This window comes from Streptomyces sp. NBC_01012, from assembly GCF_045162755.1.
GTDB lineage: Bacteria > Actinomycetota > Actinomycetes > Streptomycetales > Streptomycetaceae > Streptomyces.
This window is the reverse complement of record NZ_CP108688.1, coordinates 3561958-3585960: the sequence shown is the minus strand read 5'-3', so window position 1 is coordinate 3585960 and position 24003 is coordinate 3561958. Positions and strand designations below refer to the sequence as shown.

The 24003-nt window shown below is 69.4% G+C and carries 19 protein-coding genes, 5 tRNA genes and 1 pseudogene; 11 read left to right on the top strand and 14 right to left on the bottom strand.

Annotated features, from left to right (window positions below):
- Window positions 1-79: 79 nt before the first annotated feature.
- A complete protein-coding gene (locus tag OG623_RS16110; protein ID WP_406147237.1) occupies window positions 80-199 on the bottom strand; it encodes a putative leader peptide in 120 nt (39 codons plus the stop codon).
- A 422-nt stretch (window positions 200-621) separates the two neighbouring features.
- Here OG623_RS16110 and purF point away from each other — a divergent pair, with 422 nt between their 5' ends.
- Window positions 622-2148, top strand: coding sequence for an amidophosphoribosyltransferase (gene purF / locus OG623_RS16105; RefSeq protein WP_406147235.1), 1527 nt, complete (start codon window positions 622-624; stop codon window positions 2146-2148).
- Between the two features lie 60 nt (window positions 2149-2208).
- A complete protein-coding gene (purM, locus tag OG623_RS16100; protein WP_406147234.1) occupies window positions 2209-3282 on the top strand; it encodes a phosphoribosylformylglycinamidine cyclo-ligase in 1074 nt (357 codons plus the stop codon).
- A 141-nt stretch (window positions 3283-3423) separates the two neighbouring features.
- Here purM and OG623_RS16095 read toward each other — a convergent pair whose 3' ends face one another.
- Window positions 3424-3681 (bottom strand): DUF3073 domain-containing protein, encoded by a 258-nt coding sequence (locus OG623_RS16095; protein WP_362886814.1) that lies wholly within the window; start codon window positions 3679-3681, stop codon window positions 3424-3426.
- A gap of 346 nt (window positions 3682-4027) precedes the next feature.
- Window positions 4028-5119: a Leu/Phe/Val dehydrogenase gene (locus OG623_RS16090; protein ID WP_406147233.1), complete on the bottom strand. Its 1092-nt coding sequence runs from the start codon at window positions 5117-5119 to the stop codon at window positions 4028-4030.
- Between the two features lie 199 nt (window positions 5120-5318).
- Here OG623_RS16090 and OG623_RS16085 point away from each other — a divergent pair, with 199 nt between their 5' ends.
- Window positions 5319-6155, top strand: a complete 837-nt coding sequence (locus OG623_RS16085; RefSeq protein WP_406147232.1) for a hypothetical protein — start codon at window positions 5319-5321, stop codon at window positions 6153-6155.
- A 661-nt stretch (window positions 6156-6816) separates the two neighbouring features.
- On the top strand, window positions 6817-7023 hold the full coding sequence (gene bldC / locus OG623_RS16080; RefSeq protein ID WP_003949541.1) for a developmental transcriptional regulator BldC: 207 nt from the start codon (window positions 6817-6819) through the stop codon (window positions 7021-7023).
- 566 nt (window positions 7024-7589) lie between these two features.
- On the opposite strand, the gene OG623_RS16075 is transcribed toward bldC, so the two are convergent.
- The 9 genes from OG623_RS16075 to OG623_RS16035 all read right to left on the bottom strand — a co-directional run bounded on the left by OG623_RS16075 (window position 7590) and on the right by OG623_RS16035 (window position 16037).
- Window positions 7590-7952 carry a DUF6274 family protein gene (locus OG623_RS16075; RefSeq protein ID WP_406147230.1) on the bottom strand — a complete coding sequence of 121 codons (363 nt, stop codon included), beginning with the start codon at window positions 7950-7952 and terminating at the stop codon, window positions 7590-7592.
- Window positions 7953-8101: 149 nt separating this feature from the next.
- A tRNA-Asp gene (locus tag OG623_RS16070) sits at window positions 8102-8176 on the bottom strand.
- Between the two features lie 116 nt (window positions 8177-8292).
- A complete protein-coding gene (hrpA, locus tag OG623_RS16065) occupies window positions 8293-12213 on the bottom strand; it encodes an ATP-dependent RNA helicase HrpA (protein WP_406147229.1) in 3921 nt (1306 codons plus the stop codon).
- A gap of 218 nt (window positions 12214-12431) precedes the next feature.
- Window positions 12432-13166, bottom strand: a complete 735-nt coding sequence (locus OG623_RS16060; protein WP_406147227.1) for an SDR family NAD(P)-dependent oxidoreductase — start codon at window positions 13164-13166, stop codon at window positions 12432-12434.
- Between the two features lie 110 nt (window positions 13167-13276).
- Entirely contained in the window at window positions 13277-13867 is a 591-nt protein-coding gene (locus tag OG623_RS16055; RefSeq protein ID WP_406147225.1) for a TetR/AcrR family transcriptional regulator, read from the bottom strand.
- A 241-nt stretch (window positions 13868-14108) separates the two neighbouring features.
- Window positions 14109-14185: transfer RNA gene (locus OG623_RS16050), tRNA-Phe, on the bottom strand.
- Between the two features lie 22 nt (window positions 14186-14207).
- Window positions 14208-14282 (bottom strand) — tRNA-Asp (locus OG623_RS16045).
- A 39-nt stretch (window positions 14283-14321) separates the two neighbouring features.
- Window positions 14322-14394, bottom strand: a tRNA-Glu gene (locus OG623_RS16040).
- 80 nt (window positions 14395-14474) lie between these two features.
- Window positions 14475-16037, bottom strand: coding sequence for a metallophosphoesterase (locus tag OG623_RS16035; RefSeq protein ID WP_406147224.1), 1563 nt, complete (start codon window positions 16035-16037; stop codon window positions 14475-14477).
- A 123-nt stretch (window positions 16038-16160) separates the two neighbouring features.
- On the opposite strand from OG623_RS16035, the gene OG623_RS16030 reads away from it, so the two are divergent.
- The 5 genes from OG623_RS16030 to OG623_RS16010 all read left to right on the top strand — a co-directional run bounded on the left by OG623_RS16030 (window position 16161) and on the right by OG623_RS16010 (window position 21833).
- Window positions 16161-16514 carry a metallopeptidase family protein gene (locus tag OG623_RS16030; protein ID WP_406147223.1) on the top strand — a complete coding sequence of 118 codons (354 nt, stop codon included), beginning with the start codon at window positions 16161-16163 and terminating at the stop codon, window positions 16512-16514.
- Window positions 16515-16975: 461 nt separating this feature from the next.
- Window positions 16976-17536 carry a hypothetical protein gene (locus tag OG623_RS16025; RefSeq protein WP_406147222.1) on the top strand — a complete coding sequence of 187 codons (561 nt, stop codon included), beginning with the start codon at window positions 16976-16978 and terminating at the stop codon, window positions 17534-17536.
- 239 nt (window positions 17537-17775) lie between these two features.
- A complete protein-coding gene (locus OG623_RS16020) occupies window positions 17776-19995 on the top strand; it encodes a DEAD/DEAH box helicase (RefSeq protein ID WP_406147220.1) in 2220 nt (739 codons plus the stop codon).
- Between the two features lie 116 nt (window positions 19996-20111).
- The gene (locus OG623_RS16015) at window positions 20112-21668 is read left to right on the top strand and encodes an amino acid permease (RefSeq protein ID WP_406147219.1); all 1557 of its coding nucleotides are present in this window, start codon (window positions 20112-20114) and stop codon (window positions 21666-21668) included.
- Window positions 21669-21759: 91 nt separating this feature from the next.
- Window positions 21760-21833: transfer RNA gene (locus OG623_RS16010), tRNA-Lys, on the top strand.
- Window positions 21834-21921: 88 nt separating this feature from the next.
- Here OG623_RS16010 and OG623_RS16005 read toward each other — a convergent pair.
- On the bottom strand, window positions 21922-22677 hold the full coding sequence (locus OG623_RS16005) for a hypothetical protein (protein WP_406147217.1): 756 nt from the start codon (window positions 22675-22677) through the stop codon (window positions 21922-21924).
- 169 nt (window positions 22678-22846) lie between these two features.
- Entirely contained in the window at window positions 22847-23302 is a 456-nt protein-coding gene (locus tag OG623_RS16000) for a MarR family winged helix-turn-helix transcriptional regulator (protein WP_406147216.1), read from the bottom strand.
- A 171-nt stretch (window positions 23303-23473) separates the two neighbouring features.
- On the opposite strand from OG623_RS16000, the pseudogene OG623_RS15995 reads away from it, so the two are divergent.
- Window positions 23474-23680, top strand: a pseudogene (locus OG623_RS15995) (MFS transporter); the annotation flags it as partial.
- 20 nt (window positions 23681-23700) lie between these two features.
- Window positions 23701-23835 carry a hypothetical protein gene (locus OG623_RS15990; RefSeq protein ID WP_406147214.1) on the top strand — a complete coding sequence of 45 codons (135 nt, stop codon included), beginning with the start codon at window positions 23701-23703 and terminating at the stop codon, window positions 23833-23835.
- Window positions 23836-24003 lie beyond the last annotated feature (168 nt).

Sequence of the window (24003 nt, the reverse complement as noted above, 5' to 3'; positions counted from 1 at the left end):
CCCTGTGCCGGGATTCCTCGGGAAGGCCCCGGAGTGCGCTGCGGCGGGCTCAGAGCCTGCCGGGCGTGGCGACGGACTCTCAGGCGTGGCGACAGATGGCGCTCGCGACGCGTCCCAGATCGACGTGGCGGCGCTCCACGAGCGTGACCGAGTGATCACCGAGAGGCTGCATGAGGAAGGAGCCTGCCCAACGGGCCATGAGCCTGTCAACGGTGGTCTCGTACTGCGGACAAGCCGTCCCGCAAAGCCTCAGGTTCCGCCCGTTCGCGGCCGAACCGGGCGGGGTGGCAGGGCGTTCGCAGTGTGAGGCTCGCCACGAAGCGAGCGCTCGGTCGGTCCCCGTACCGCCGGGCGTCCCGGCTCACCGAGTGCCACGAGGGAGGGCGCCGATGGCGGCACGGCCGCAGGTGCCCGACCGGCCGGAAACCGCCCTCCATCCCGGGCGTCGTCCGCATCCGGGGTCCTCCGGGGCGACGGCGGCAAGACGGTCGTGATCACCCGGAGTGATCGTCCGGTGCCGGTCCCCGCACCCCCGTGAAACCCCCTGCCGCCCTGCCCATGGGCGGGGCGGGGCGGTCACCCAATTCGGACCGGTGGTCGATCTCGCCTACACTCGGTGGCGTGCCTCGTGGTGATGGACGACTCAACCACGACCTGCTCCCCGGAGAGAAAGGCCCCCAGGACGCTTGCGGCGTCTTCGGTGTCTGGGCTCCGGGCGAAGAGGTCGCCAAGCTCACCTATTTCGGACTGTATGCCCTGCAGCACCGTGGACAGGAGTCCGCGGGCATCGCAGTGAGCAACGGGTCCCAGATCCTGGTCTTCAAGGACATGGGACTGGTCTCGCAGGTCTTCGACGAAACATCTCTGGGATCGCTCCAGGGCCATATCGCGGTCGGTCATGCCCGCTACTCCACCACCGGTGCCTCGGTGTGGGAGAACGCGCAGCCGACGTTCCGTGCCACCGCGCACGGCTCGATCGCGCTGGGTCACAACGGCAACCTGGTCAACACGGCTCAGCTCGCCGAGCTGGTCGCCGACCTTCCCCGCAAGGACGGTCGCGCCACCCAGGTCGCCGCGACCAACGACACCGATCTGGTGACCGCGCTGCTCGCCGGCCAGCGGGATGACGACGACAAGCCGCTCACCGTCGAGGAGGCCGCCCCGAAGGTCCTCCCCGAGGTCAAGGGCGCCTTCTCGCTCGTCTTCATGGACGAGCACACGCTGTACGCCGCCCGTGACCCGCAGGGCATCCGCCCCCTGGTCCTCGGCCGTCTCGAGCGTGGCTGGGTGGTGGCCTCCGAGTCCGCCGCCCTCGACATCTGCGGCGCCAGCTTCGTCCGCGAGATCGAGCCGGGCGAGCTCGTCGCTATCGACGAGAACGGTCTGCGCAGCTCCCGCTTCGCAGAAGCGAAGCCCAAGGGCTGTGTCTTCGAGTACGTCTATCTGGCCCGCCCCGACACCGACATCGCCGGGCGGAACGTCTACCTCTCGCGCGTGGAGATGGGCCGGAAGCTGGCGGCCGAGGCCCCCGTCGACGCCGATCTGGTCATAGCGACACCGGAATCCGGAACCCCCGCGGCCATCGGCTACGCCGAGGCGAGCGGAATTCCGTTCGGGTCCGGGCTGGTCAAGAACGCGTACGTCGGCCGGACCTTCATCCAGCCTTCACAGACCATCCGCCAGTTGGGCATCCGGCTCAAGCTCAATCCCCTCAAGGAAGTCATCAAGGGCAAGCGCCTCGTGGTCGTCGACGACTCGATCGTCCGCGGCAACACCCAGCGCGCCCTGGTGCGGATGCTCCGTGAGGCGGGCGCCGCCGAGATCCATATCCGGATCTCCTCCCCGCCCGTCAAGTGGCCCTGTTTCTTCGGCATCGACTTCGCGACCCGCGCCGAGCTGATCGCCAACGGCATGTCCGTCGACGAGATCGCCACCTCCATGGGTGCCGACTCCCTCGCCTACATCTCGCTCGACGCGATGGTCGAGGCGACGACGATCGCCAAGCCGAATCTGTGCCGCGCCTGCTTCGACGGCGAATACCCGATGGAGCTTCCGGACCCGGAGCTGCTCGGCAAGCAGCTGCTGGAGACCGAGCTGGCGGCCGGTCCCGCCGCGACCGCGGCGGCCGACGCGCTGCGTCGTCCGTGACCCGGACCGGCCGGCTGCTTTCCCACCAGCCCCGTATTCACACACGAAAGATCCCGGGCCATGTCTGAGACAACAGGTGCTTCCTACGCCGCGGCAGGCGTCGACATCGAAGCCGGTGACCGCGCCGTCGAGCTGATGAAGAAGTGGGTGAAGAAGACGCAGCGCCCCGAGGTCGCGGGCCTCGGCGGCCTCGGCGGATTCGCCGGCCTCTTCGACGCGTCGGCGCTCAAGCGGTACGAGCGCCCGCTGCTCGCCTCCGCCACCGACGGCGTCGGCACGAAGGTCGATCTGGCCCGGCAGATGGGCGTGTACGACACCATCGGCCATGACCTGGTCGGCATGGTCGTCGACGACCTGGTCGTCTGCGGCGCCGAACCGCTCTTCATGACCGACTACATCTGCGTCGGCAAGGTGCACCCCGAGCGCGTCGCGGCCATCGTGAAGGGCATCGCCGAAGGCTGTGTCCTGGCGGGCTGCGCGCTGGTCGGCGGCGAGACGGCCGAGCACCCCGGCCTGCTGGGCCCGGACGACTTCGACGTGGCGGGCGCCGGGACCGGTGTGGTCGAGGCCGACCGGCTGCTGGGCCCTGACCGTATCCGTAAGGGTGACGCCGTGATCGCGATGGAGTCGTCCGGTCTTCACTCCAACGGGTACTCGCTCGTGCGCCACGTGGTCTTCGACCGGGCAGGCTGGAGCCTGGACCGCGAGGTCGAGGAGTTCGGCAGGACGCTCGGCGAGGAGCTCCTGGAGCCCACCAGGATCTACTCCCTGGACTGTCTGGCGCTGACCCGCACGACCGAGGTGCACGGCTTCAGCCATGTCACCGGAGGCGGCCTGGCCAACAACCTGGCCCGGGTCGTCCCGGACGGGCTGCACGCCACGGTCGACCGGTCCACCTGGGCGCCCGGCGCCGTCTTCGACGTGGTCGGCAAGGCCGGGAAGGTCGAGCGGCTGGAGCTGGAGAAGACGCTCAACATGGGCGTCGGCATGATCGCGATCGTGCCCGCCGACTCGGTGGACGCGGCGCTGACCACGCTCGCCGACCGGGGTGTCGACTCCTGGGTCGCCGGCGAGATCACCGATCGCGGTGACCGCACCACGGGCGCCGAGCTGACCGGTGACTACGCACGGTAGGACGCCATGACCGCTGGTCCCGCACAGCGAAGGACCGGCGGTGGGCGGCGCTGACCGCGGGGGACTTCGGTCCGTCCGTGCCGGGACAGCACAGAACCCGGTCCGAGCAGGCCCGGACCGGGTTGATGTGTCAGCGCGAGGTCAAGCGCCGCGGCGCTGTGACGATGGGCCGGACTGATCGTCCTCGTCCGAGTCATCGTCGTTGTTGTACTGATCCGCGTACTGTGCGTACGGGTCATCTTCCTCGTCGTCGTCCTCGAACGGCTCGGCGTTCGGTGGCTGACTCGAAGGCGATGCGCCCAGCTCATTGGCCAGACGCGACAGATCCGTTCCGCCGCTGCTGTACTTCAGCTGGCGGGCGACCTTTGTCTGCTTGGCCTTTGCCCGGCCGCGCCCCATGGCTCGACCCCCTCGGTGACGGGGCTCGACGGCCCCAGAGTCTTGACACGCGTTCATGTTTCAGGACGGACTCTCAGCAGAGAGACCGCGCCCGTGGCTTTAACCGTACCTGCTTCCTCGGCCATACGGTACGCCGCCCGCATCACGTGCCTCGGTACAGGACCTCCGAGGAGCCTGTCCTCGCTGGTCAACCCCGATTTTAACCTCTTGTGGACGGCCGACCCGCCGACCGGAGTGAGTCTTGTCTCCCCGTGGCCCGCCGGCCGTCCTCCCGCGCCCCGCGGGACCCCGTCACCCGGTCCGTGCTCACAGTCCGGTGACGGGGGCTCGACGCTCCGGTGACGCGTCAGTGACGGCGGGCGTCGGCCATCCGCTGTTCGGCGATCCGGTCGGCGGCAGCGGCCGGCGGGATCCCGTCCGCCTTCGCACGTGCGAATATGGCCAGCGTGGTGTCGAAGATCTTCGTGGCCTTCGCCTTGCACCGGTCGAAGTCGAAGCCATGGAGCTCGTCGGCGACCTGGATCACGCCTCCGGCGTTCACCACGTAGTCCGGTGCGTACAGGATCGAACGGTCGGCGAGGTCCTTCTCGACGCCCGGGTGCGCCAGCTGGTTGTTGGCCGCTCCGCACACCACCTTCGCGGTGAGCACCGGGACGCTGTCGTCGTCGAGGGCGCCGCCGAGCGCGCACGGGGCGTAGATGTCCAGGCCCTCCGTGCGGATCAGCGCGTCGGTGTCCACGGCCACCGACACCTCGGGGTGCGGGCCGGTGACGTGGCGTACGGACTCCTCGCGGACGTCCGTCACGACGACCTCGGCGCCGTCGCTCAGCAGATGCTCGACCAGGTGGCGGCCGACCTTGCCGACCCCGGCGACGCCGACCTTGCGGCCACGCAGCGTGGGGTCGCCCCACAGGTGCTGCGCGGAGGCCCGCATGCCCTGGAAGACGCCGTACGCGGTGAGGACCGAGGAGTCGCCTGCGCCGCCGTTCTCGGGCGAACGGCCGGTGGTCCAGCGGCACTCGCGGGCGACGACGTCCATGTCGGCTACGTATGTGCCGACATCGCAGGCGGTCACGTAGCGCCCGCCGAGCGAGGCCACGAACCGGCCGTAGGCCAGGAGCAGTTCATCGGACTTGATCAGGTCGGGATCGCCGATGATGACGGCCTTGCCACCGCCGTGGTCGAGTCCGGCCATGGCGTTCTTGTACGACATTCCGCGCGAGAGGTTCAGCGCGTCGGCGACGGCCTCCGCCTCGGAGGCGTACGGGTAGAAGCGGGTGCCGCCGAGGGCCGGGCCCAGGGCGGTGGAGTGGAGGGCGATGACGGCCTTGAGGCCGCTGGCGCGGTCCTGGCAGATCACGACCTGCTCGTGGCCACCCTGGTCGGAGTGGAACAGGGTGTGCAGCACGTCGACGGGTACGCCGGTCACATCGGTCACTGTGGTGACTCCCAAGTACGAAGCGGCGGAAGACCCTCCTGAAGGTGGGGAGGGCCCCGGACCGACCGTGCGAGCGGCCGGTCCGACTGGGCAAGAGCGTAACGACCTGGCGCGCGTCGCACGTCCTCGTGACACGTAGATCTGTTCCCGTGCTCCGGATCACCCTCCGGCGGAGTAGCGGCGTGACACGATTTACCGCATGTCGGTGGTGTCTTCGGTGCTCGTCCCATACGCGTCCTATCTGCGGGTGTACGAGCCGCTCGCCGCCTTCCGCGAGCCCGAACGGAGCCACTGGACGCGCTACGCGCAACGTACGAAACTCCCCACCGCCCAGGACGAACTCCGTCGTTCGCTGGCGGATCTGGTTCCCACCCCTCCGGTGGCGGTGCCGGTGCACGAGAGCGGGGACGCCTTCATCGCTCTGGTCGACGGGGTCGTCTGCGTCTGCCCGTGGCGGACCCGGATGCGGGGCTGGATGGCGATGAGCGAACTGGGGGGTCTGTTTCCGGCCACTGTGCTGGACGCGGTGCTGCCCCCGGTGGTGCGGGGGCAGGCGGAGGCGGACTACGAGCGGTGGGCCGAGCGGAACCCGGACGCCCGTCCCTGGATCAGGACCACGGTGTGGCACGTGCCGGTGCGCTGGTTCGTGCTCTTCGACGACGAGGAGCGGGAGTACGTGAGCGGTGCGGGGGACCGGCTGCTCCGCTACCGGACCCCGATGGTGCAGGCGCGGCGCCGGCTGGCGCGGGCGCTGCGGACCCTGCGGGAGACCATCGACGAAGGGCCGCTGACCGAGGGGCTCGTGGAGGTGGGGCGCTGGCTGGAGGAGTTCCACCCGCGCGCCATGGTCGAGCTGGACTACGGCGGTCTCGTCCACGCGCTGAGTGGCGAGCAACTCGCGGCCGACCGCTCGGCCGCGGATGTGGCCGAGGGCATCGCGGCGCTGCGCTCCGGGGACGGTGACGCGGCGGGCATCGCGTACGGCCGTCTCGCCGACCGCTGGCGTGCCGTACGTGACCTACAATCCTCCAACTAGCCCGAAGCGGTGTGAACCAGAACGCACCGCCGCATAGAGGCGCTATCCGCAGGGAAGAGACATCCTGTGAGGTGTCCGACATCTTTGGGCGCCGATGGACCCCGGCGGAGGTGAACGGAGATGTCCTGAGGGCAACTGATGGGCCGTGAACCGGTGCTTGGTGTGACGCGTGCGACAGGTGGGGCGGGGAGTCGCTCTCCCGGCCCGGGACCTACGTCCCGAACCGGGCTTTTGCCTCAAGCGTGATGGATAGCACTTACAGGGCCCTTGCGCCCTTCCCTACTCCTCATGTCAAAATAGGACAAGGAGTTCGGGGGAGGACTCTGTCCGCCCAACTCTGGGTGGAATGCTCAGCATTGCACGCTATGGGGGGTCTGACGACTTCTGACGACTCCTGCTTGTCCTGTGACTGATCGTTACTGGGTCATGACTGTCCGCTATGGCATGGTCCATCGGCTTCCGTCGCTGATGAGCACCTGGGAGGGCAATTCCATCGGTTTGGCCGACGTGGCTGGACGGATGGTGTAGTTGTAGTGCCGAAGACAAGCCGTTCGTCCTATAACCGACTCGGCCCGCGTCCGCCATTTCGGGCAACGCGGGTCAAGGTGCAGAATTTAGAGGAAAGAACCGAGATGGTTCGGTTCTCCCGAGGAGGCCGCTCATGACCGCTCGCACCCCTGATGCCGAGCCGCTGCTGACCCCGGCTGAGGTTGCCACGATGTTCCGCGTGGACCCGAAGACGGTCACCCGTTGGGCAAAGGCTGGCAAGCTCACGTCCATCCGCACGCTCGGTGGGCATCGCCGGTATCGCGAGGCAGAGGTCCGCGCACTGCTTGCGGGTATTCCGCAGCAGCGCAGCGAGGCCTGACACACCCCTGTCGCCGCAGCCACAACAGGGCACTGAAGGGTCCCCCAACCCCAGGTGTCCGCACACATAGCTCCATACGACGGGCGCCTGCCCCAACGGGCGCCATGCCTGTGACATGCGGGTACGTCGTTCGATCGCGCTGGACTCCGCCGGGTCCAGCGCGATCTTTTTTGTGCCCGGGGTCTGTGCCGGGGCTTTTTTGTGCCCCTGGGGCCGGCGCATGGTGGCTGTCCGGTGGGCCGCACGCTGTTCGGAGGGCGGCCCGAACGGTCCGGACGTCCGCCCGAACCTGCCGACGAGTCGGTTTGCGGGGTGTCCGAGTGCGATTCCGGTCGGGGTTGTTCGGGACTGTTCGCCCGGGTCCCGGGCGTCGTGGGACGGCTCGGGTGGAACGGTCCGGGATGTACTTCCCGGGCAGTGCAATGGCACATATTAAATTCGCCAGTTGTAGGAAGTGCGTAAAGTCGCCCCTCCGTAAAACTTGTTCGGTGACTCCCGTCACACCCGTGAGGTCTTGCCAACTACGAGCCTGCCACTGGCCGGGGGTGCCTGGCTGCGGCAGATGGTCATGTCGCGGGAGGACTTTCGTCCCCGGAGGCGGCCGCGTCACCCTGCGGTGACACCGCCTCCGCGGAGGCGCCCGCCACGGGGGCGTGGGTGGCGGCCTCGGGGGCCGACTGCGGCTCGGTCCCACTGCCGGACCCCGGTCGCGCGTGCGGCGTCCGTGGGGCCGCCTGTGGGGTCGTCCGTGGAGCCGTCTGTGGGGTCGTCAGGGGAGCTGTCGGAGGGGTCGGCAGGGGCTCCATCGCGAGCCGCAGCAGGCGATGGCAGACCGGGCAGTGCCGGGTGAGGTGGCGGTAGCCGGATGCGGCCGCCAGATGGGCGCGCAGCAGCGCGCGGGTCTCGTGCCTTTCCGTGGGCGCAGACATGCGTGCGGCCTCCCGGTGGACCCGGCCGCCCCGCGTCGAGGGAAAAGTGAAAGGGGGCGGACTCTGTCCTACGGAGTTACCCGCGCCGGGAGCCGGAGTCAAGACGCACGGAAGCCCGGATCCATGAGGATCCGGGCTTCCGTCTACTGCGGTCCTGACGGGATTTGAACCCGCGGCCTCCACCTTGACAGGGTGGCGAGCACTCCAAACTGCTCCACAGGACCAGGTTTTCGCTGCCTGCCTTGCGGCTGGCTGCGAAGACAGACTCTACAGGAGGTCACGGGGCCAGGTCGAACTCACTCACCGTGCGGGTGCCGCTACGCCCCCGTTCAGGGCGGGTTCACGGGGCGGCGGCGTCGATCGCCTTCACGATCCGCTTGTCGGAGACCGGCTGTGCGGTACCCAGCGCGTGCGCGAAGTAGCTCACCCGCAGTTCCTCGATCATCCAGCGGATGTCCAGGACCTCCTGGGGCACGGGCCGTCCCTGCGGCAGCTGTTCGAGCAGCCAGGCGTACTCGTCCTGCATCTCGTGGACCTTCTCCATGCGCGTGGTGTCGCGCTGGACGTTCGTCGGCATCTGCTGGAGCCTGCGGTCCTCGGCGATCAGGTAGCGCATCAGGTCGGGCAGCCTGCGCAGTCCCGTCGCGGTGACGAACCCGGGCGGCACGAGGCGGGCCAGGTGATCCCGTACGTCCGTGACGTTGTTGATCAGGACCAGGCTGTTCGTGGACTTCAGCCGGCGCTCGCAGGCCTGCCAGGCGGCCAGGACCTGCTGCACCTGGCCGATCGTGCGGACGGTGAGGTCCACCAGGTCGGCGCGCACCTTGTCGTACAGCTTCCGGAACGACGCCTCGTCCCAGGCGGGACCGCCGTGCGCGGCGATCAGCCGGTCGGCCGCCGCCATGGCGCAGTCGTCGAAGAGCGCCTGGATGGAGCCGTGCGGATTGCGCGAGAGCGCCAGCTTCTGCTGGTTGGTGAGCTGGTCCGAGGCGAACTTCGCGGGATTGACCGGAATGTTCAGCAGGATCAGCTTCCGGGTGCCGCGCCACATCGCCTGCCGCTGCTCGGCCTCCGTGTCGAAGAGCCGTACGGCGACGGCCGTGCCCTCGTCGACGAGCGCCGGGTACGCCTTCACCGGCTGGCCCGCCCTCCGCGTCTCGAAGACCTTGTCGAGTGTGCCGATCGTCCAGTCGGTGAGGCCCGGACGCTCGATGGACTCACCCGAGGGCCCCGCGGTCGCCGCGGCGGCCTTGGAGAGGGCCTGGCGCGCCTTGGGGCGCAACCGGATCTTCAGCGCGTCCAGGTCCTTGTCCTCGGAGACCTTGCGGCGCCGCTCATCGGTGATCCGGAAAGTGATCTTGAGGTGGTCCGGGATCCGGGACAGGTCGAAGTCGTCGGCCGTGACCGGGACACCGACCATCCGCTGGAGCTCACGGGCGAGCGTGAGGGGCAGCGGCTCCTGGAGCGGCACGGCGCGGTCCAGGAACTTCGTCGCGTAGTTCGGGGCGGGGACGTAGTGCCGGCGGATCGGCTTGGGCAGCGAGCGGATCAGCTCGGTGACCACCTCCTCGCGGAGGCCCGGGATCTGCCAGTCGAAGCCGTCGGACGTGACCTGGTTGAGCACCTGGAGCGGGATGTGGACGGTCACACCGTCGGCGTCCGCGCCCGGCTCGAACTGGTAGGTGACCCGGAATTTGAGCTTCCCCTGCCGCCAGGAGTCCGGGTAGTCGTCCTTGGTGACGGCCCCGGCCTTCTCGTTGATGAGCATCGAGCGCTCGAAATCGAGAGCGTCGGGCTCGTCACGGCGCTTGTGCTTCCACCAGGAGTCGAAGTGGGCGCCGGAGACCACGTGCTCAGGGATCCGTCGATCGTAGAAGTCGAAGAGCGTCTCGTCGTCCACGAGGATGTCGCGGCGCCGGGCACGGTGCTCCAACTCCTCGACCTCGCCGAGGAGTTTGCGATTGTCATGGAAGAACTGGTGCGTGGTCCGCCAGTCGCCCTCGACCAGGGCGTTGCGGATGAACAGATCGCGCGACGCCTCCTGGTCGATACGGCCGAAATTGATCTTGCGCTGGGCGACGATCGGTACCCCGTAGAGGGTGACCCGCTCGTACGCCATCACCGCCGCCTGGTCCTTCTCCCAGTGCGGCTCGCTGTACGTGCGCTTCAGCAGGTGCTGGGCGAGCGGCTCGATCCACTCCGGCTCGACCTTCGCGTTGACGCGCGCCCACAGCCGGGACGTCTCGACCAGCTCCGCCGACATCACGAAGCGCGGCTGCTTCTTGAACAGCGCCGACCCGGGGAAGATCGCGAACTTGGCGTTGCGGGCGCCCACGTACTCGTTCTTCTCGGTGTCCTTCAGCCCGATGTGCGACAGCAGCCCCGCGAGCAGCGAGGTGTGCACCGACTGCTCCGGAGCGTCCTGTTCATTGAGTTCGATGCCCATCTGCTTGGCCACCGTGCGCAGCTGCGCGTAGATGTCCTGCCACTCACGGATCCGCAGGAAGTTCAGATACTCCTGCTTGCACATCCGGCGGAAGCTGGAGGAGCCGCGCTCCTTCTGCTGCTCCCTGATGTAGCGCCACAGATTCAGGAACGCCAGGAAGTCCGACGTCTCGTCCTTGAACCGGGCGTGGTTCTGATCGGCCTGGGTCTGCTTCTCCGCCGGCCGCTCACGCGGGTCCTGGATGGAGAGCGCGGCCGCGATCACCATCACCTCGCGCGCGCAGCCGTTCTTCTCGGCCTCCACCACCATGCGGGCGAGCCGCGGGTCCACGGGCAGCTGGGAGAGCTTGCGGCCGAGCGGGGTGAGCCGCTTCTTCGGATCCTTCTCCTGCGGATCCAGCGCCCCGAGCTCCTGGAGCAGCTGGATGCCGTCGCGGATGTTGCGGTGGTCCGGCGGGTCGATGAAGGGGAACTTCTCGATGTCACCGAGACCGGCCGCGGTCATCTGGAGGATGACGGAGGCGAGATTGGTCCGCAGGATCTCGGGATCGGTGAACTCCGGACGGGTCAGGAAGTCGTCCTCGGAGTACAGCCGGATGCAGATGCCGTCCGACGTACGGCCGCAGCGGCCCTTGCGCTGGTTGGCGCTGGCCTGGGAGATCCGCTCGATCGGCAGCCGCTGGACCTTGGTGCGGTGGCTGTAGCGGGAGATGCGGGCGTTGCCCGGGTCGATCACGTACTTGATGCCGGGGACGGTCAGCGAGGTCTCGGCGACGTTCGTCGCCAGAACGATCCTGCGCCCCGTGTGACGCTGGAACACCCGGTGCTGCTCGGCGTGCGAGAGGCGGGCGTAGAGGGGGAGCACCTCGGTATGTCTGAGCTTGCGTTTGTTCAGCGCGTCCGCGGTGTCGCGGATCTCCCGCTCACCGGAGAGGAAGACCAGGACGTCGCCGTTCGCCTCGTGGTCCAGCTCGTCGACGGCGTCACAGATCGCGGTGATCTGGTCGCGGTCGGAGTCCTCGGAATCCTCTTCGAGGAGGGGGCGGTACCGCACCTCCACCGGATACGTCCGCCCGCTGACCTCCACGATGGGCGCGGCGCCGAAGTGCTTGGCGAAGCGCTCCGGGTCGATGGTCGCCGAGGTGATGACGACCTTCAGATCGGGTCGCTTCGGCAGCAGCCGGGCCAGATAGCCCAGCAGGAAGTCGATGTTCAGCGACCGCTCGTGCGCCTCGTCGATGATGATCGTGTCGTAGGCGAGCAGCTCGCGGTCCGTCTGGATCTCGGCCAGCAGGATGCCGTCCGTCATCAGCTTCACGAAGGTCGCGTCCGGATTCACCTGGTCGGTGAAGCGCACCTTCCAGCCGACGGCCTCGCCCAGCGGGGTCTTCAGCTCGTCCGCGACCCGCTCGGCGACCGTGCGTGCGGCGATCCGGCGGGGCTGGGTGTGCCCGATCATGCCGCGGACCCCACGCCCCAGCTCCATACAGATCTTGGGGATCTGCGTGGTCTTGCCCGAGCCGGTCTCACCCGCGACGATCACGACCTGGTGGTCGCGTATCGCCTCCAGGATCTCGTCCTTCTTCTGACTGACCGGAAGCTGCTCCGGGTACGTCAGGGCGGGCATCCGCGCGGCGCGTCCGGCGAGCCGCTCGGACGCCTTGCCGGCCTCGGCGGAGATCTCGTCCAGCACGGACTGGCGGGCCTCGGGCTTACGGATGCGGCGGGCACCCTCCAGGCGGCGGCCGAGCCTGTGCGCGTCGCGGAGCGAGAGCTGCCCGAGCTGGGACTGGAGATCGGCGAAGGAAGTAGACATACGGACTCCAGGATCTCACCCGCGCGCAAGGACTGGCGAACGTATTTCGTCCGGGCCGCGTCACACCGCTCCCGGGAGACCGGGGGGCGGGCGTGGGTACGACGAAGGCCCCCGTCCGTGGACGGGGGCCTTCGGGTGATGGCTGGGGCCACACGTCACCGGCACCCGACGTCTTCTACGGGACCTGGGGAACGACCTCCGGCCCTGACCGGCGTGGGTCAGGTCTGGGCGAAGCCGCCGTCGACGGCGAGCTCGGAGCCGTTGACGTAGCTGGACGCGTCGGAGGCGAGGAAGACGGCCGCTGCGGCGACCTCGTCGGGCTCGGCAAGCCGGCCGAGGGGAACCAGGGCTTCGGTGGCGGCGAGCTCGTCGGAGGGGACGAGGTCGAGCAGACCTTGGGTGCGTGTGCCGCCCGGTGAGAGCACGTTGATCCTGAATCGGCGTGCTTCGGCGCTGTGGGCGAACCCGCGGACCAGATTACGGATGGCGGCCTTGGTCGCCCCGTAGACGGGCAGGGACGGTTGGGGGCGCGAGGCGGCCGTCGAGCCGGTGAGGATGATCGAGGCCCCCGGTGAGAGCAGCGGCAACGCCTTCTGCACGGTGAACAGCGAGCCCTTGACGTTGGTGGTGAACATCGCGTCGAACTGCTCCTCGGTGATCTCGCCCAGCGGGGCCGCGATCCCGATCCCGGCGTTGGCGACCAGAACGTCGATTCGACCCGCCTGCTCTGCGACCGTCGCGTAGAGCGCGTCGAGGTCCTCCAGCTTGCCCACGTCGCAACGGACCCCGCTCACCTCGGGGCCGAGCTCGGCCTCGACGGCGTCGAGCAGTGCCTGGCGGCGACCTGTGACGAACACCCGTGCGCCCTCGGCGCGGTAGGCGCGTGCGATCGCCAGACCGATGCCCGAGTTCGCCCCTGTCACCACTGCGACCTTGTCCTTCAGCACCTTCATGACCGCTCCCGATCCCTCGTCATTGACCAATCGGTCCATAACTCTGCACGATATGGACCGATCAGTCAATAACCAGGGTGGCGCAGTGCCGCAGGCCACTGCGGGGAGGCTCAGAGTGCGGGCAGCAGGCGGTCCAGCAGCGTCTCGGCCATGGTCGACAGGACGGCCGGGTCCTGGCCGATCCGGCCGAGCATGAGCAGTCCGAGCTGGCCGGCGAGGACCGCCTGCGCGGTCTCGATCGGGTCGATGCGGGCTGCGACGTCTCCCTCGCGCTGCGCGCGTCGTACCGCGTCGGCCAGGGCGGCGGTGGTCGCGGCGTAGCTGCGCCGGGCTTCGGCGGCGACCTCGGGTGTGCTGGTCGAGAGCTCGGCCGCGGTGTTGGCCAGAAGGCACCCGCGGCGGGCCTGCTCGCCGCTGGGGTCGCGTGCCGGCCCGGTCACGAAATCGCGTAGCACGTCGGTGCCGCGCTCGGCCTGGTCGAGCCACTCCCGCAACATCCGGTCATTGGCCTCGTCGTATGCGCGCAGCACGCGCAGGAACAGGCGCTGCTTGTCGCCGAAGGCCCCGTAGAGACTCCCCTTGCCCAGACCGCTGGCCGCCAGCAGGGTCTCGAGCGACGTGCCCGCATAGCCGTTGTCCCAGAATGCCGCCTGCACGGCAGCGAGTACGCGCTCTTCATCGAACTGGCGTGGGCGTGGCATGGTGCGAGGATACCGGGTTATGGACGGTGTGGTCCACTATCTGTGAGTCGGTCGCGGGTGCGAGGATCGGGCCGGGGAGCTCGCGCCGTCCGGACCTCCGACGTGCCGACATCACTCCTGCGCTCCTGACCGGAAAACTCAACGGTCGGACGGGTAGGGCGAGATGGCCCTTCGGTGATGACGGTCGGAGACACAGAACAAGTAGGTCCCGGACGGCATGCCGTCCGGGACCTACTCGTTTTGGTGGCTGGGGCCGGGATCGAACCGGCGACCTATCGCTTTTCAGGCGATCGCTCGTACCAACTGAGCTACCCAGCCACGCAGCTCGTACAAGCTGCAGCGGTCCTGACGGGATTTGAACCCGCGGCCTCCACCTTGACAGGGTGGCGAGCACTCCAAACTGCTCCACAGGACCTGGCTAATGTGCGAGACAAGTCTCGCACACCGTAAAGCGTGCCCCCAACGGGATTCGAACCCGTGCTACCGCCTTGAAAGGGCGGCGTCCTGGGCCACTAGACGATGAGGGCTAAGGGCCCACCTGCGCGCTTCGCAGCGCGTCGGGGACGTGAGAAGCATATGGGATGCGGGGAGGTATCGCCAAAACGGTTTACGGGGAGGTCGTCGGGGTGCGCGGAGAGGTACGCGGCGAGGAGGACGGGAGGCCCGGGGAGGGGGAGGGGGTCTTCAGGTTCTCCTCCGGGAGGTGACGGCTGACCTCCGCCGTCGTCAGGCCGAGACCCCCGAGGGTGATCTCGTCCCAGGCCTGCAGATGCCGGGTCGTGCGGTCCATGTAGAGCACCGACGCACGCACCTTCTCGGGCTTCTCGTTCTGCACGGCGCGCAGCCCGCCCCCGCCCGTGGAGCCCTCGACCTTCAGCCGCGTACCCAGGGGCAGGAGTTCGTTGACCCGGTGGTGCACATGGCCGGCCAGGACCAGCGGCACCGTTCCGTCGGTCTCCCGCGCCGCGTTCGGGTCGTGCGTCACCGCGATGTCCACCGGGGTGCCCGCCTGCTTCTGGTCACGCAGCGCCGAGGCGAGGCGCATGCCCGCCAGTTGCTCGGACGCCTTGCCGCCGGTGGGGCGGGTGCGGTCCGGGGTGAACTGCGGGTCACCGGTGCCGCCGATCCGCAGCCCGGCGACGTCCACGGCGCTGCCCTCGTCGAGCACGTGCGCGTTCCTGGTCTTCTTCAGGTGGTCCTGGGTCTCCTTGGAGTCATGGTTGCCCCGCACCCACACATAGGGGGCGCCGAGGTCGGTGACCGGGTCGAGGAAGCCGTTCTCCGCGGCCGTGCCGTGGTCCATCGTGTCGCCGGAGTCGATGATCACGTCGATCTCGTACTGCTCCACGAGCGAGGCGATGATGTGCCAGGCGGCGGGGTTGAGATGGATGTCGGAGACGTGCAGGACCCGGATGGTCCCCGGGTCGGGCCGGTAGACGGGGAGCGTGGAGGTGGCGTCGTACAGCTTGGTGACGTTGGTGACGAGCCGCGCCAGCTCCTGCTGGTAGACGTCGAAGTCGGTGACGATCGAGCGGGCGTCACCGACGACCGAAGGGGCGCTGGAGAGCAGCCCGGAGAATTTCGGCTCCAGGACGGACTTCGGATTCCAGGTGGCGTAGGCGCCGACGCCCGACGCGGCGAGCAGTGCCAGGGCGAGGCCGCCGGCGGCGAGGGCGCGGCGGGGGCGGCGGTAGACGACGAGGCCGAGGGCGGTGGCGCCCGAGACCACGGCCACGCAGGAGCGGACGGCCAGCTCCAGGGTGCCGGACGCGACGTCGTCGGCGACCTCGTCCTGGAGACCCGAGAGGCGCTCGGGGTGTTTGACCAGGGCCTGCGAGCGCTCCGGGTCCAGCCGGTCGACGTCCACGTCCAGGCGGACGGGGCCCCGGTGGGAGTCCAGCTCCAGGGCGCCGAGCGGTGACACGTTGATCTTGGTGCCGCCGCTCACCGAGGGGCGCAGGGTCATGGTGGTGTCCATGGGGCCCACCGGCGTACGCACACTGCCGACGACGAGCAGCCCGAGCCAGGCGCCCAGCACGACCACCGCCAGCATGCCCAGCGCGCGCTGCCAGGGGCGCGCGGCGGGGACGAGGCCGCCGGCGGTGGCACGCGGGCGGGAGCTGCGGAGGCGGCGGACACGGACGGCTGCGGCGTGGAACGGGCGTGCCATTGGGCCCGTATGCCCCGATCGGACGGCGGGCATGCGGGACTGCGGCGGCGTATGGGCCGGGCGGGTGTCCGCGGGGGCGGGCCGGGCCCGGCCGTCCGGCCCGGCGTACGGGACAATGGCGGGGTGCTGGAGATGACGCGCGAGGAGTTCGAAGAGCTGGTGAGCCTGGCTCTTGACCGGGTCCCGCCGGAGCTGATGCGGCTGATGGACAACGTCGCGGTGTTCGTGGAGGAGGAGCCGGAGGACACGGAGGACCGGGAGCTGCTCGGGCTCTACGAGGGCACGCCGCTCACCGAGCGAGGCGAGTGGTACGCGGGGGTGCTGCCGGACCGGATCACCATCTACCGGGGGCCGACGCTGCGGATGTGCGAGACGCGCGAGGACGTGGTCGCCGAGACCGAGATCACCGTGGTGCACGAGATCGCCCATCACTTCGGCATCGACGACGAGCGGCTGCACGCGTTGGGCTACGGATGAGCGGTCTTCGCCGTCAGGGTGACGGGCTGCGTCCTGATCGGGGCGCCGATGGTGCTGACCGTCGCGCGGGGGCGGATCACGCATCCGCCGGTGCGGCCGGTCCTGACCTCCGGTCGTCAGCGGGGGTGCTGCCGGGGCGCCGCTGCGCTGACTGACGGACCGCGGTGCGCCGTCCGACAGGCCGTGCGGTGCGCCGTCTGACGGACCGTGCGATGCGCTGTCCGACGGGCCTCACGATGCGCCGTCTGACGGGCCGCGCGGTACGGGCGCGGCACGGCGCGGTGTTCCTGGTGGCCGGGCTCGCGAGGGGCTTCGGGGTGCTCGGCGCCCGACCGGGCGGCCCGGCGTGTGTGGGGGTGTTGTGTCCGTGCGGCTGCGCGCGTGTCCCCGGCGGGGGCAGGGGAGTTGGACACAGCGCTCCCCCTTCCCGCCGTTCCTGTCCTCCCCGGAGGTGCCACCCCGTGCGCCAGTTGTCCGCCCGCGTCCGCTGGGCAGCCGTCACCGCGCTGACGATCGCCGCGTCCACAGGCTGTGTGAGCGTCGGCGACGACGCCGGGGAGCCGGTCCCCTCGCGTTCCGCCGGCCAGAAGGAGGCCTCGGCCAGGCCGGACGGCGGCACGGCGTCCGGCTCCGGCCGGTCGGGATCCGGTGGCGGAGGCGCCGAGGCGCAGTCCGACCGGGGTGCCTCTCGTGAGCCGGACGCCGAGGAGCGGGGCTCGCGTGACCCGTCGGCCCGTCCAGGGGCCACCCGCCCGGCGCCCGGTGGCCCCGGCACCCCGGAGCCGACCCGGGGCGGGCCCGCGCCCACCCAGGAGCCCAGCGATCCAGGACCGGGTGAACCGCCGCCCGAGCCCGACACCCCTCAGGAGCCGCCGCCCTCGCCCGAGCCGGAACCTTCGGCGCGTCCCGAGGAGCCTTCGGCCTCGCCGGCGGCACTGTCCCGTGCGGATGCGATGGGGGCGCCGGGGACGCCCGAGGCGTGGCCCACTCCTCGGGTATCACCGCAGGTCGCGCCGGTCTGAGACCGGGCGGGACCGGCCTGGTTTGCACGAATGGGGGGAGGGTGCGTATGGTAGTAGATCGTTTGATCCTATGCCCGGCGCCGACACAGAAGAGCGCCGTGTGGCGCGTACTCTCCCTTGCCGTGGCTGGACCGCATTGAGGCGGTCGAAATTGCGAAAACACGGAGTTACGGGCGCGTGCCGAGACTCCGGAAGGTTTCGCATTTCGCATGTCAATTTCCAGTTCTGACCACACCGTCATGCCCGAGAACGACGTCGAGAGCATCGAGGTCGTGGAGGCAGCCGAAGCCGTGGTGGCCCAGGCCCCCGAGGCAGCCGACGAGGCCCCCGTCACCGAGAGCCCCGTCGCGGAGACCTCCGCCGACGCTGCGGACTCCGCCGAGGCCGAGGCCGGCAACACCGCGGACGCCGAGCCGAGCGTCACCTTCGCCTCGCTCGGACTGCCCGACGGCATCGTCCGTAAGCTCGCGCAGAACGGCGTGACGGCGCCCTTCCCGATCCAGGCCGCGACCATCCCGGACGCCCTGGCCGGCAAGGACATCCTGGGCCGAGGCCGTACCGGCTCCGGCAAGACGCTCTCCTTCGGTCTGCCGACCCTGGCCGCGCTGGCCGGTGGTCACACCGAGAAGAAGAAGCCCCGCGCGATCATCCTCACGCCGACCCGTGAGCTCGCCATGCAGGTCGCGGACGCCCTCCAGCCGTACGGCGACGTGCTCGGCCTGAAGATGAAGGTCGTCTGCGGCGGTACGTCCATGGGCAACCAGATCTACGCGCTGGAGCGCGGTGTCGACATCCTCGTCGCCACGCCCGGCCGTCTGCGCGACATCATCAACCGTGGGGCGTGCTCGCTCGCGAACGTTCAGGTCGCCGTCCTCGACGAGGCCGACCAGATGTCCGACCTGGGCTTCCTGCCCGAGGTCACCGAGCTGCTCGACCAGATCCCCGGCGGCGGCCAGCGGATGCTCTTCTCCGCCACCATGGAGAACGAGATCGGCACGCTGGTCAAGCGCTACCTGACCAACCCGGTCACCCACGAGGTCGACAGCGCCCAGGGCAACGTCTCGACGATGTCGCACCACGTCCTCGTCGTGAAGCCGAAGGACAAGGCGCCGGTCACGGCCGCGATCGCCGCCCGCAAGGGCCGCACGATCATCTTCGTCCGCACCCAGCTGGGCGCCGACCGCATCGCCGAGCAGCTCATCGAGTCCGGTGTGAAGGCCGACGCGCTGCACGGCGGCATGACGCAGGGTGCTCGTACCCGCGTGCTCGAGGACTTCAAGAAGGGCTACGTCAACGCCCTCGTCGCCACCGACGTCGCCGCCCGCGGCATCCACGTCGACGGCATCGACCTCGTCCTCAACGTGGACCCGGCCGGCGACCACAAGGACTACCTGCACCGCTCGGGCCGTACCGCCCGGGCCGGCAAGTCCGGTGTCGTCGTCTCGCTGGCGCTTCCGCACCAGCGCCGCCAGATCTTCCGCCTCATGGAGGACGCGGGCGTCGACGCCTCGCGCCACATCGTGCAGGGCGCGGGCGTCTTCGAGCCCGAGGTCGCCGAGATCACCGGCGCCCGTTCGCTCACCGAGGTCCAGGCCGACTCCGCGAACAACGCGGCCAAGCAGGCCGAGCGCGAGGCCGCCGACCTCACCAAGCAGCTGGAGCGCGTCCAGCGTCGTGCCGTCGAGCTGCGCGAGGAGGCCGACCGTCTGGTCGCCCGTGCCGCCCGCGAGCGGGGCGACGACCCGGAGGCGGCGGTGGCAGAGGTCGCCGCCGAGGCCGAGGCCGCGCTCATCGCAGCGGTGTCCGTCCCCGAGCAGCCGGCCGCCCGCGACGACCGTCGTGACGACCGGGGCAACTTCAACCGCCGTGACGACCGCGGTGGCGACCGTGGCGGCTACCGCGGCGGCAACGACCGTGGCACCGGCGAGCGCAGTGGCCGTCCCACCGGTGGGTCCGGCTACCGCGGAAACAACGACCGTCCGTCGTTCCGCGGCAGCAACGACCGTCGTGACGACCGCTCCTCCGGTGGTTTCCGCTCGGGTGGCGGTGACCGTCGGGACGACCGTGGTGGCCGTTCCTTCGAGCGTCGTGACAACGACCGTCCGTCGTTCAACCGCGACCGTCGTGACGACCGCTCCTCGGGTGGTTTCCGCTCGGGTGGCGGTGACCGTCGGGACGACCGTGGTGGCCGTTCCTTCGAGCGTCGTGACAACGACCGTCCGTCGTTCAACCGCGACCGTCGTGACGACCGCCCGTCCGGTGGTTTCCGCTCCGGCGGCAGCGACCGCCCGTTCAACCGCGACCGTCGTGACGACCGCCCGTCCGGTGGCTTCCGCTCCGGCGGCAGCGACCGCCCGAACGGCCGCCGTGACGACCACCGTGGTGGCACCGGCACGGGTACCGGCACCGGCACCTTCGGCCGCCGCGACGACAAGCCGCGCTGGAAGCGCAACGGCTGAGTCCAGCTGACGGCTGCCTGTCCGTCCGACTGACCCGCAGGGCCCGTGTACGTCACTTCGGTGGCGCGCGGGCCCTGCGGCGTTTCCGGTGGGCCCCCGAGGGCATCGCTGGGGGCATGACAAACGACGAAGCGGTGTCCGCCGAGCCGCCCCCGGATGCCGCCACCCCTGCCCCCACCCCTACTTCCGACGAGGAACGGCTGGCCGAACTCGGCTACACCCAGGTGCTCGCGCGCCGGATGTCCGCCTTCTCCAACTACGCGGTCTCGTTCACGATCATCTCGGTGCTCTCCGGCTGCCTGACGCTGTATCTGTTCGGGATGAACACCGGCGGCCCCGCCGTCATCACCTGGGGCTGGGTCGGCGTGGGGCTGATGACGCTGTTCGTCGGCCTCGCGATGGCCGAGATCTGTTCGGCGTACCCGACATCGGCGGGCCTGTACTTCTGGGCCCACCGCCTGGCCCCACCGCGTTCCGCCGCGGCCTGGGCATGGTTCGCCGGCTGGTTCAACGTGCTGGGTCAGGTCGCCGTCACCGCGGGCATCGACTTCGGGGCGGCGTCCTTCCTCGGGGCGTACCTGAACCTCCAGTTCGGCTTCGAGGTCACACCCGGCCGTACGATCCTGCTCTTCGCGGCGATCCTGGTCCTGCACGGCCTGCTGAACACCTTCGGGGTCGGGATCGTCGCCTTCCTGAACAACGTCAGCGTGTGGTGGCACGTCATCGGTGTCGCGGTGATCGTCGGCGCGCTCACCTTCGTGCCGGACTCGCATCAGTCAACGTCGTACGTCTTCACCGAGTTCGTCAACAACACCGGCTGGGGGAGCGGCTTCTACGTCGTGATGATCGGCCTGCTGATGGCGCAGTACACCTTCACGGGCTACGACGCCTCCGCCCATATGACGGAGGAGACCCGCGACGCGGCCGTGGCGGGCCCGCGCGGCATCGTGCAGTCCATCTGGACGTCCTGGATCGCCGGCTTCGTGCTCCTGCTGGGCTTCACCTATGCCATCCAGTCGTACGACGGCGCCCTGAACTCCCCGACCGGTGCGCCGCCCGCCCAGATCCTCCTGGACGCGCTCGGCGCCACCACGGGCAAGCTCCTGCTGCTCGTCGTGATCGGGGCCCAGCTGTTCTGCGGGATGGCCTCGGTGACCGCCAACAGCCGTATGATCTACGCCTTCTCACGCGACGGGGCGCTGCCCTTCTCCCGGGTGTGGCACACGGTCAGCCCCCGCACCCGCACGCCCGTGGCGGCGGTCTGGCTGGCCGCTCTCGGCGCGCTCGCCCTCGGCCTGCCGTACCTGATCAACGACACCGCGTACGCCGCCGTGACGTCCATCGCGGTCATCGGCCTCTACATCGCCTACGTCATCCCCACCCTGCTCAGGCTGCTACGGGGCGACGACTTCGTCCGGGGCCCCTGGCACCTGGGCCGGTGGTCCCGGCCGATCGGCATCATCGCGGTGACCTGGGTCGGGGTCATCACGGTGCTCTTCATGCTGCCCCAGGTCTCGCCGGTCACCTGGGAGAGTTTCAACTACGCGCCGCTGGCCGTGCTGGTGGTGCTCGGCTTCGCCGCCGTCTGGTGGCTGGTATCGGCCCGCCACTGGTTCCTCGTACCGCCCGCCCCGGATCACAAACGCACGATCACGGACGAAACCACGGCCTGACCACCCCCACCCCGGCCACGACAGGGCCCGGCACCCGATACCCGATCGGCTGCCGGGTCCGGGGAAGCTATGCTCGGGGGTGATCCATCAGGGGCCGTTAGCTCAATTGGTCAGAGCAGCGGACTTTTAATCCGTTGGTTGTGGGTTCGAGTCCCACACGGCCTACTTGATGCAAGGGAAGAGATCCCTTCTGACCTGCTATGCAGTGCCCCGTCCGGTTTCGTCCGGCCGGGGCACTTCGCTGTGGTCCGGGTCAGCCGGTCGTTGCGGCGTTCTGGAAGTCGGCCATCGGCATCGTGCTGTCCTTTGCCGGGATCTGGACGGGCTTCGCCGAGCCGAAGTCGGTGTACGTCGTGCTGCTGGTGATGCCGTCGCGCTTCGACTTCAGCTTGAGCAGGTGGTTCGGTGCCTTGTCGCTGATGAAGTAGGTGTCGGTCGTCTCGGCGGTGGACACCTCGATGGCGCGGGCCTTCTCGCCGTCGATCGTGGTGTCCTCGGCCGGAGCGAACGTGCCCGATGGGGAGACCGCGAAGTAGGCGTCGCAGCCCTGGCCCGTCTCGCTGGTCACATAGACATCCTCGTACTCCTCGGGCACGGTGATGATCGTGCCCTTCTCCTTCAGCATCTCGGCCAGCAGGGGTGTGCTGATGTAGCTGGTGCCGTCCTTGCAGTACATCTCGCCGCCTGTGAAGTCTCCCGTGCCCGTGACCTTCATGGAGAAGCCCTGGTCCGGATTCCAGCGGGTCTGCTGCGACGCGCCCTCGAAGGCCGTCGACGTACCGACGCTGCTGAACGCGGTCGTGCGCATGGTCTTGTTGACGGCCTCGATCAGGGACGAGGCGGAGGAACCCTCACTGCTCTTGCCGTCGGCCGGCAGGGAGACGGCGTCACTGCCCGGAGCGGGATCGGTGGAGGAGCCCTCGTCGGAGTCGCCGCCGCAGCCGATGGCGGCACCGGCGAGCAGCACGGTGACGGCGATCGAACGGAGGGCGGGATGTGATCGGTGCACGAGTCAGCCTCTATCTGTCATGTCCGGTGCGAGTCACAGTCTCCCATCTCTGATGCGGCCTCCGCGACCGGTCGGTCACGCTGGGCACGGAGCAATCCATGGGGGAGGGCCAGGAGTTCATGGGGTTCTTCTCCTGGCCCTCCGGGTGTCCCTCGTCGCTCGCGGGGGCTCAGGGGCGCGGCCAGGGGCGGCCGCCGATGCGTTCCAGGTCGGTGTTGAAGCGCCGCAGATAGCCGGCGAAGGCGGAGATGTCGTCGTCCTGCCAGTCGGACATGACCCGTTGCAGGGAACTGACCATGCCTTCGCGTTCCGCGTCGAGGGTCTTCGCGCCCTCCTCGGTGATCCGGAACTTGCGGGCCATGCCGCCGTCCGGGTCGGGGATGCGCTCGACGTAGCCGGCGCGCATGACCGCCGCGGTCTGCCGGTTGAGGGTCGAGACGTCGAGGTCGAAGGCCTCGCTGAGCTCGCCGACGGACATCGGGCCCTGGACACGGATGCGGCTGAGCAGGACGTACGCGCTGCGCTCCAGGAGACCGCCCTCGCGGCGTCCCTTTCTGTGGGTCAGCAGGCCGTGTCGGCTGAGCAGCATCTGCTCGTACTCGACCTCTTGCGTCGCCCTGTTCATGCGCGGGCACCTCCTGCTTCCTGCCGGGCCTTGCCGGTGTGTCGTCGTGCCGTCGTGCGTGCTGGTTTCATCGTATGTTCACGGCGAAGTGCATGGACCACATGATGTGCATGATGCAATAGAAGTGCACGATGCCAAACACCTGCCGACCGATAGCCGAGGATCTGGGATATGGACGCCTCCCGGCCCGCAGCCCGCTCAGGTGCTGTGATCGCGACGCCGGCGCTCGCCGGCACCGTCGCCGCGGTGATGCAGACGCTGGTGACCCCGCTCATCGCCGAGCTGCCGAAGATCCTCGGCACCTCGTCGTCGAACGCGGCCTGGGTGGTCGCCGTCACCCTGCTGGTCGCCGGTGTGTGCGTTCCGGTCACCGGCCGGCGCAATTCCGTGTCGGCCTGATGATCGGCTGCGGGGTCGCTCTCGTGGCCGCCGCGGTCGCCGGATTCATCCCGGGCCTCAACCGTGCCGCGGGGGACGAATCCGGCGACAAGGCCGGTCCCGCGACGGCGGGCGAGGTCTCGGTCGAAGCCTGACCTGACCGCGAGCGGCTGAAGCGCCGCAGAGCACCGGAGCACCGGAAGCGCCCCGACCGGGTCGACCGGGTGGGGCGTTTCGGCGTTCCCGTGGCCAAAAACTTTCTCCTGCACGGGCATTGACCATGGCAGTAGGCCGATTTACGTTCTTCGCGTTGCCCTTCGTAT

Excerpts from the sequence above, each read along its gene's own strand:
- OG623_RS16055 (WP_406147225.1), bottom strand. The coding sequence starts at position 13,867 with ATGCCACGCCCACGCCAGTTCGATGAAGAGCGCGTACTCGCTGCCGTG.
- OG623_RS15990 (WP_406147214.1), top strand. The coding sequence starts at position 23,701 with ATGATCGGCTGCGGGGTCGCTCTCGTGGCCGCCGCGGTCGCCGGATTC.
- purM (WP_406147234.1), top strand. The coding sequence starts at position 2,209 with ATGTCTGAGACAACAGGTGCTTCCTACGCCGCGGCAGGCGTCGACATC.
- OG623_RS16075 (WP_406147230.1), bottom strand. The coding sequence starts at position 7,952 with ATGTCTGCGCCCACGGAAAGGCACGAGACCCGCGCGCTGCTGCGCGCC.
- OG623_RS16000 (WP_406147216.1), bottom strand. The coding sequence starts at position 23,302 with ATGAACAGGGCGACGCAAGAGGTCGAGTACGAGCAGATGCTGCTCAGC.
- OG623_RS16060 (WP_406147227.1), bottom strand. The coding sequence starts at position 13,166 with ATGAAGGTGCTGAAGGACAAGGTCGCAGTGGTGACAGGGGCGAACTCG.
- OG623_RS16095 (WP_362886814.1), bottom strand. The coding sequence starts at position 3,681 with ATGGGGCGCGGCCGGGCAAAGGCCAAGCAGACAAAGGTCGCCCGCCAG.
- OG623_RS16035 (WP_406147224.1), bottom strand. The coding sequence starts at position 16,037 with ATGGCACGCCCGTTCCACGCCGCAGCCGTCCGTGTCCGCCGCCTCCGC.
- bldC (WP_003949541.1), top strand. The coding sequence starts at position 6,817 with ATGACCGCTCGCACCCCTGATGCCGAGCCGCTGCTGACCCCGGCTGAG.
- OG623_RS16085 (WP_406147232.1), top strand. The coding sequence starts at position 5,319 with ATGTCGGTGGTGTCTTCGGTGCTCGTCCCATACGCGTCCTATCTGCGG.
- OG623_RS16020 (WP_406147220.1), top strand. The coding sequence starts at position 17,776 with ATGCCCGAGAACGACGTCGAGAGCATCGAGGTCGTGGAGGCAGCCGAA.
- hrpA (WP_406147229.1), bottom strand. The coding sequence starts at position 12,213 with ATGTCTACTTCCTTCGCCGATCTCCAGTCCCAGCTCGGGCAGCTCTCG.
- OG623_RS16015 (WP_406147219.1), top strand. The coding sequence starts at position 20,112 with ATGACAAACGACGAAGCGGTGTCCGCCGAGCCGCCCCCGGATGCCGCC.
- OG623_RS16110 (WP_406147237.1), bottom strand. The coding sequence starts at position 199 with ATGGCCCGTTGGGCAGGCTCCTTCCTCATGCAGCCTCTCGGTGATCAC.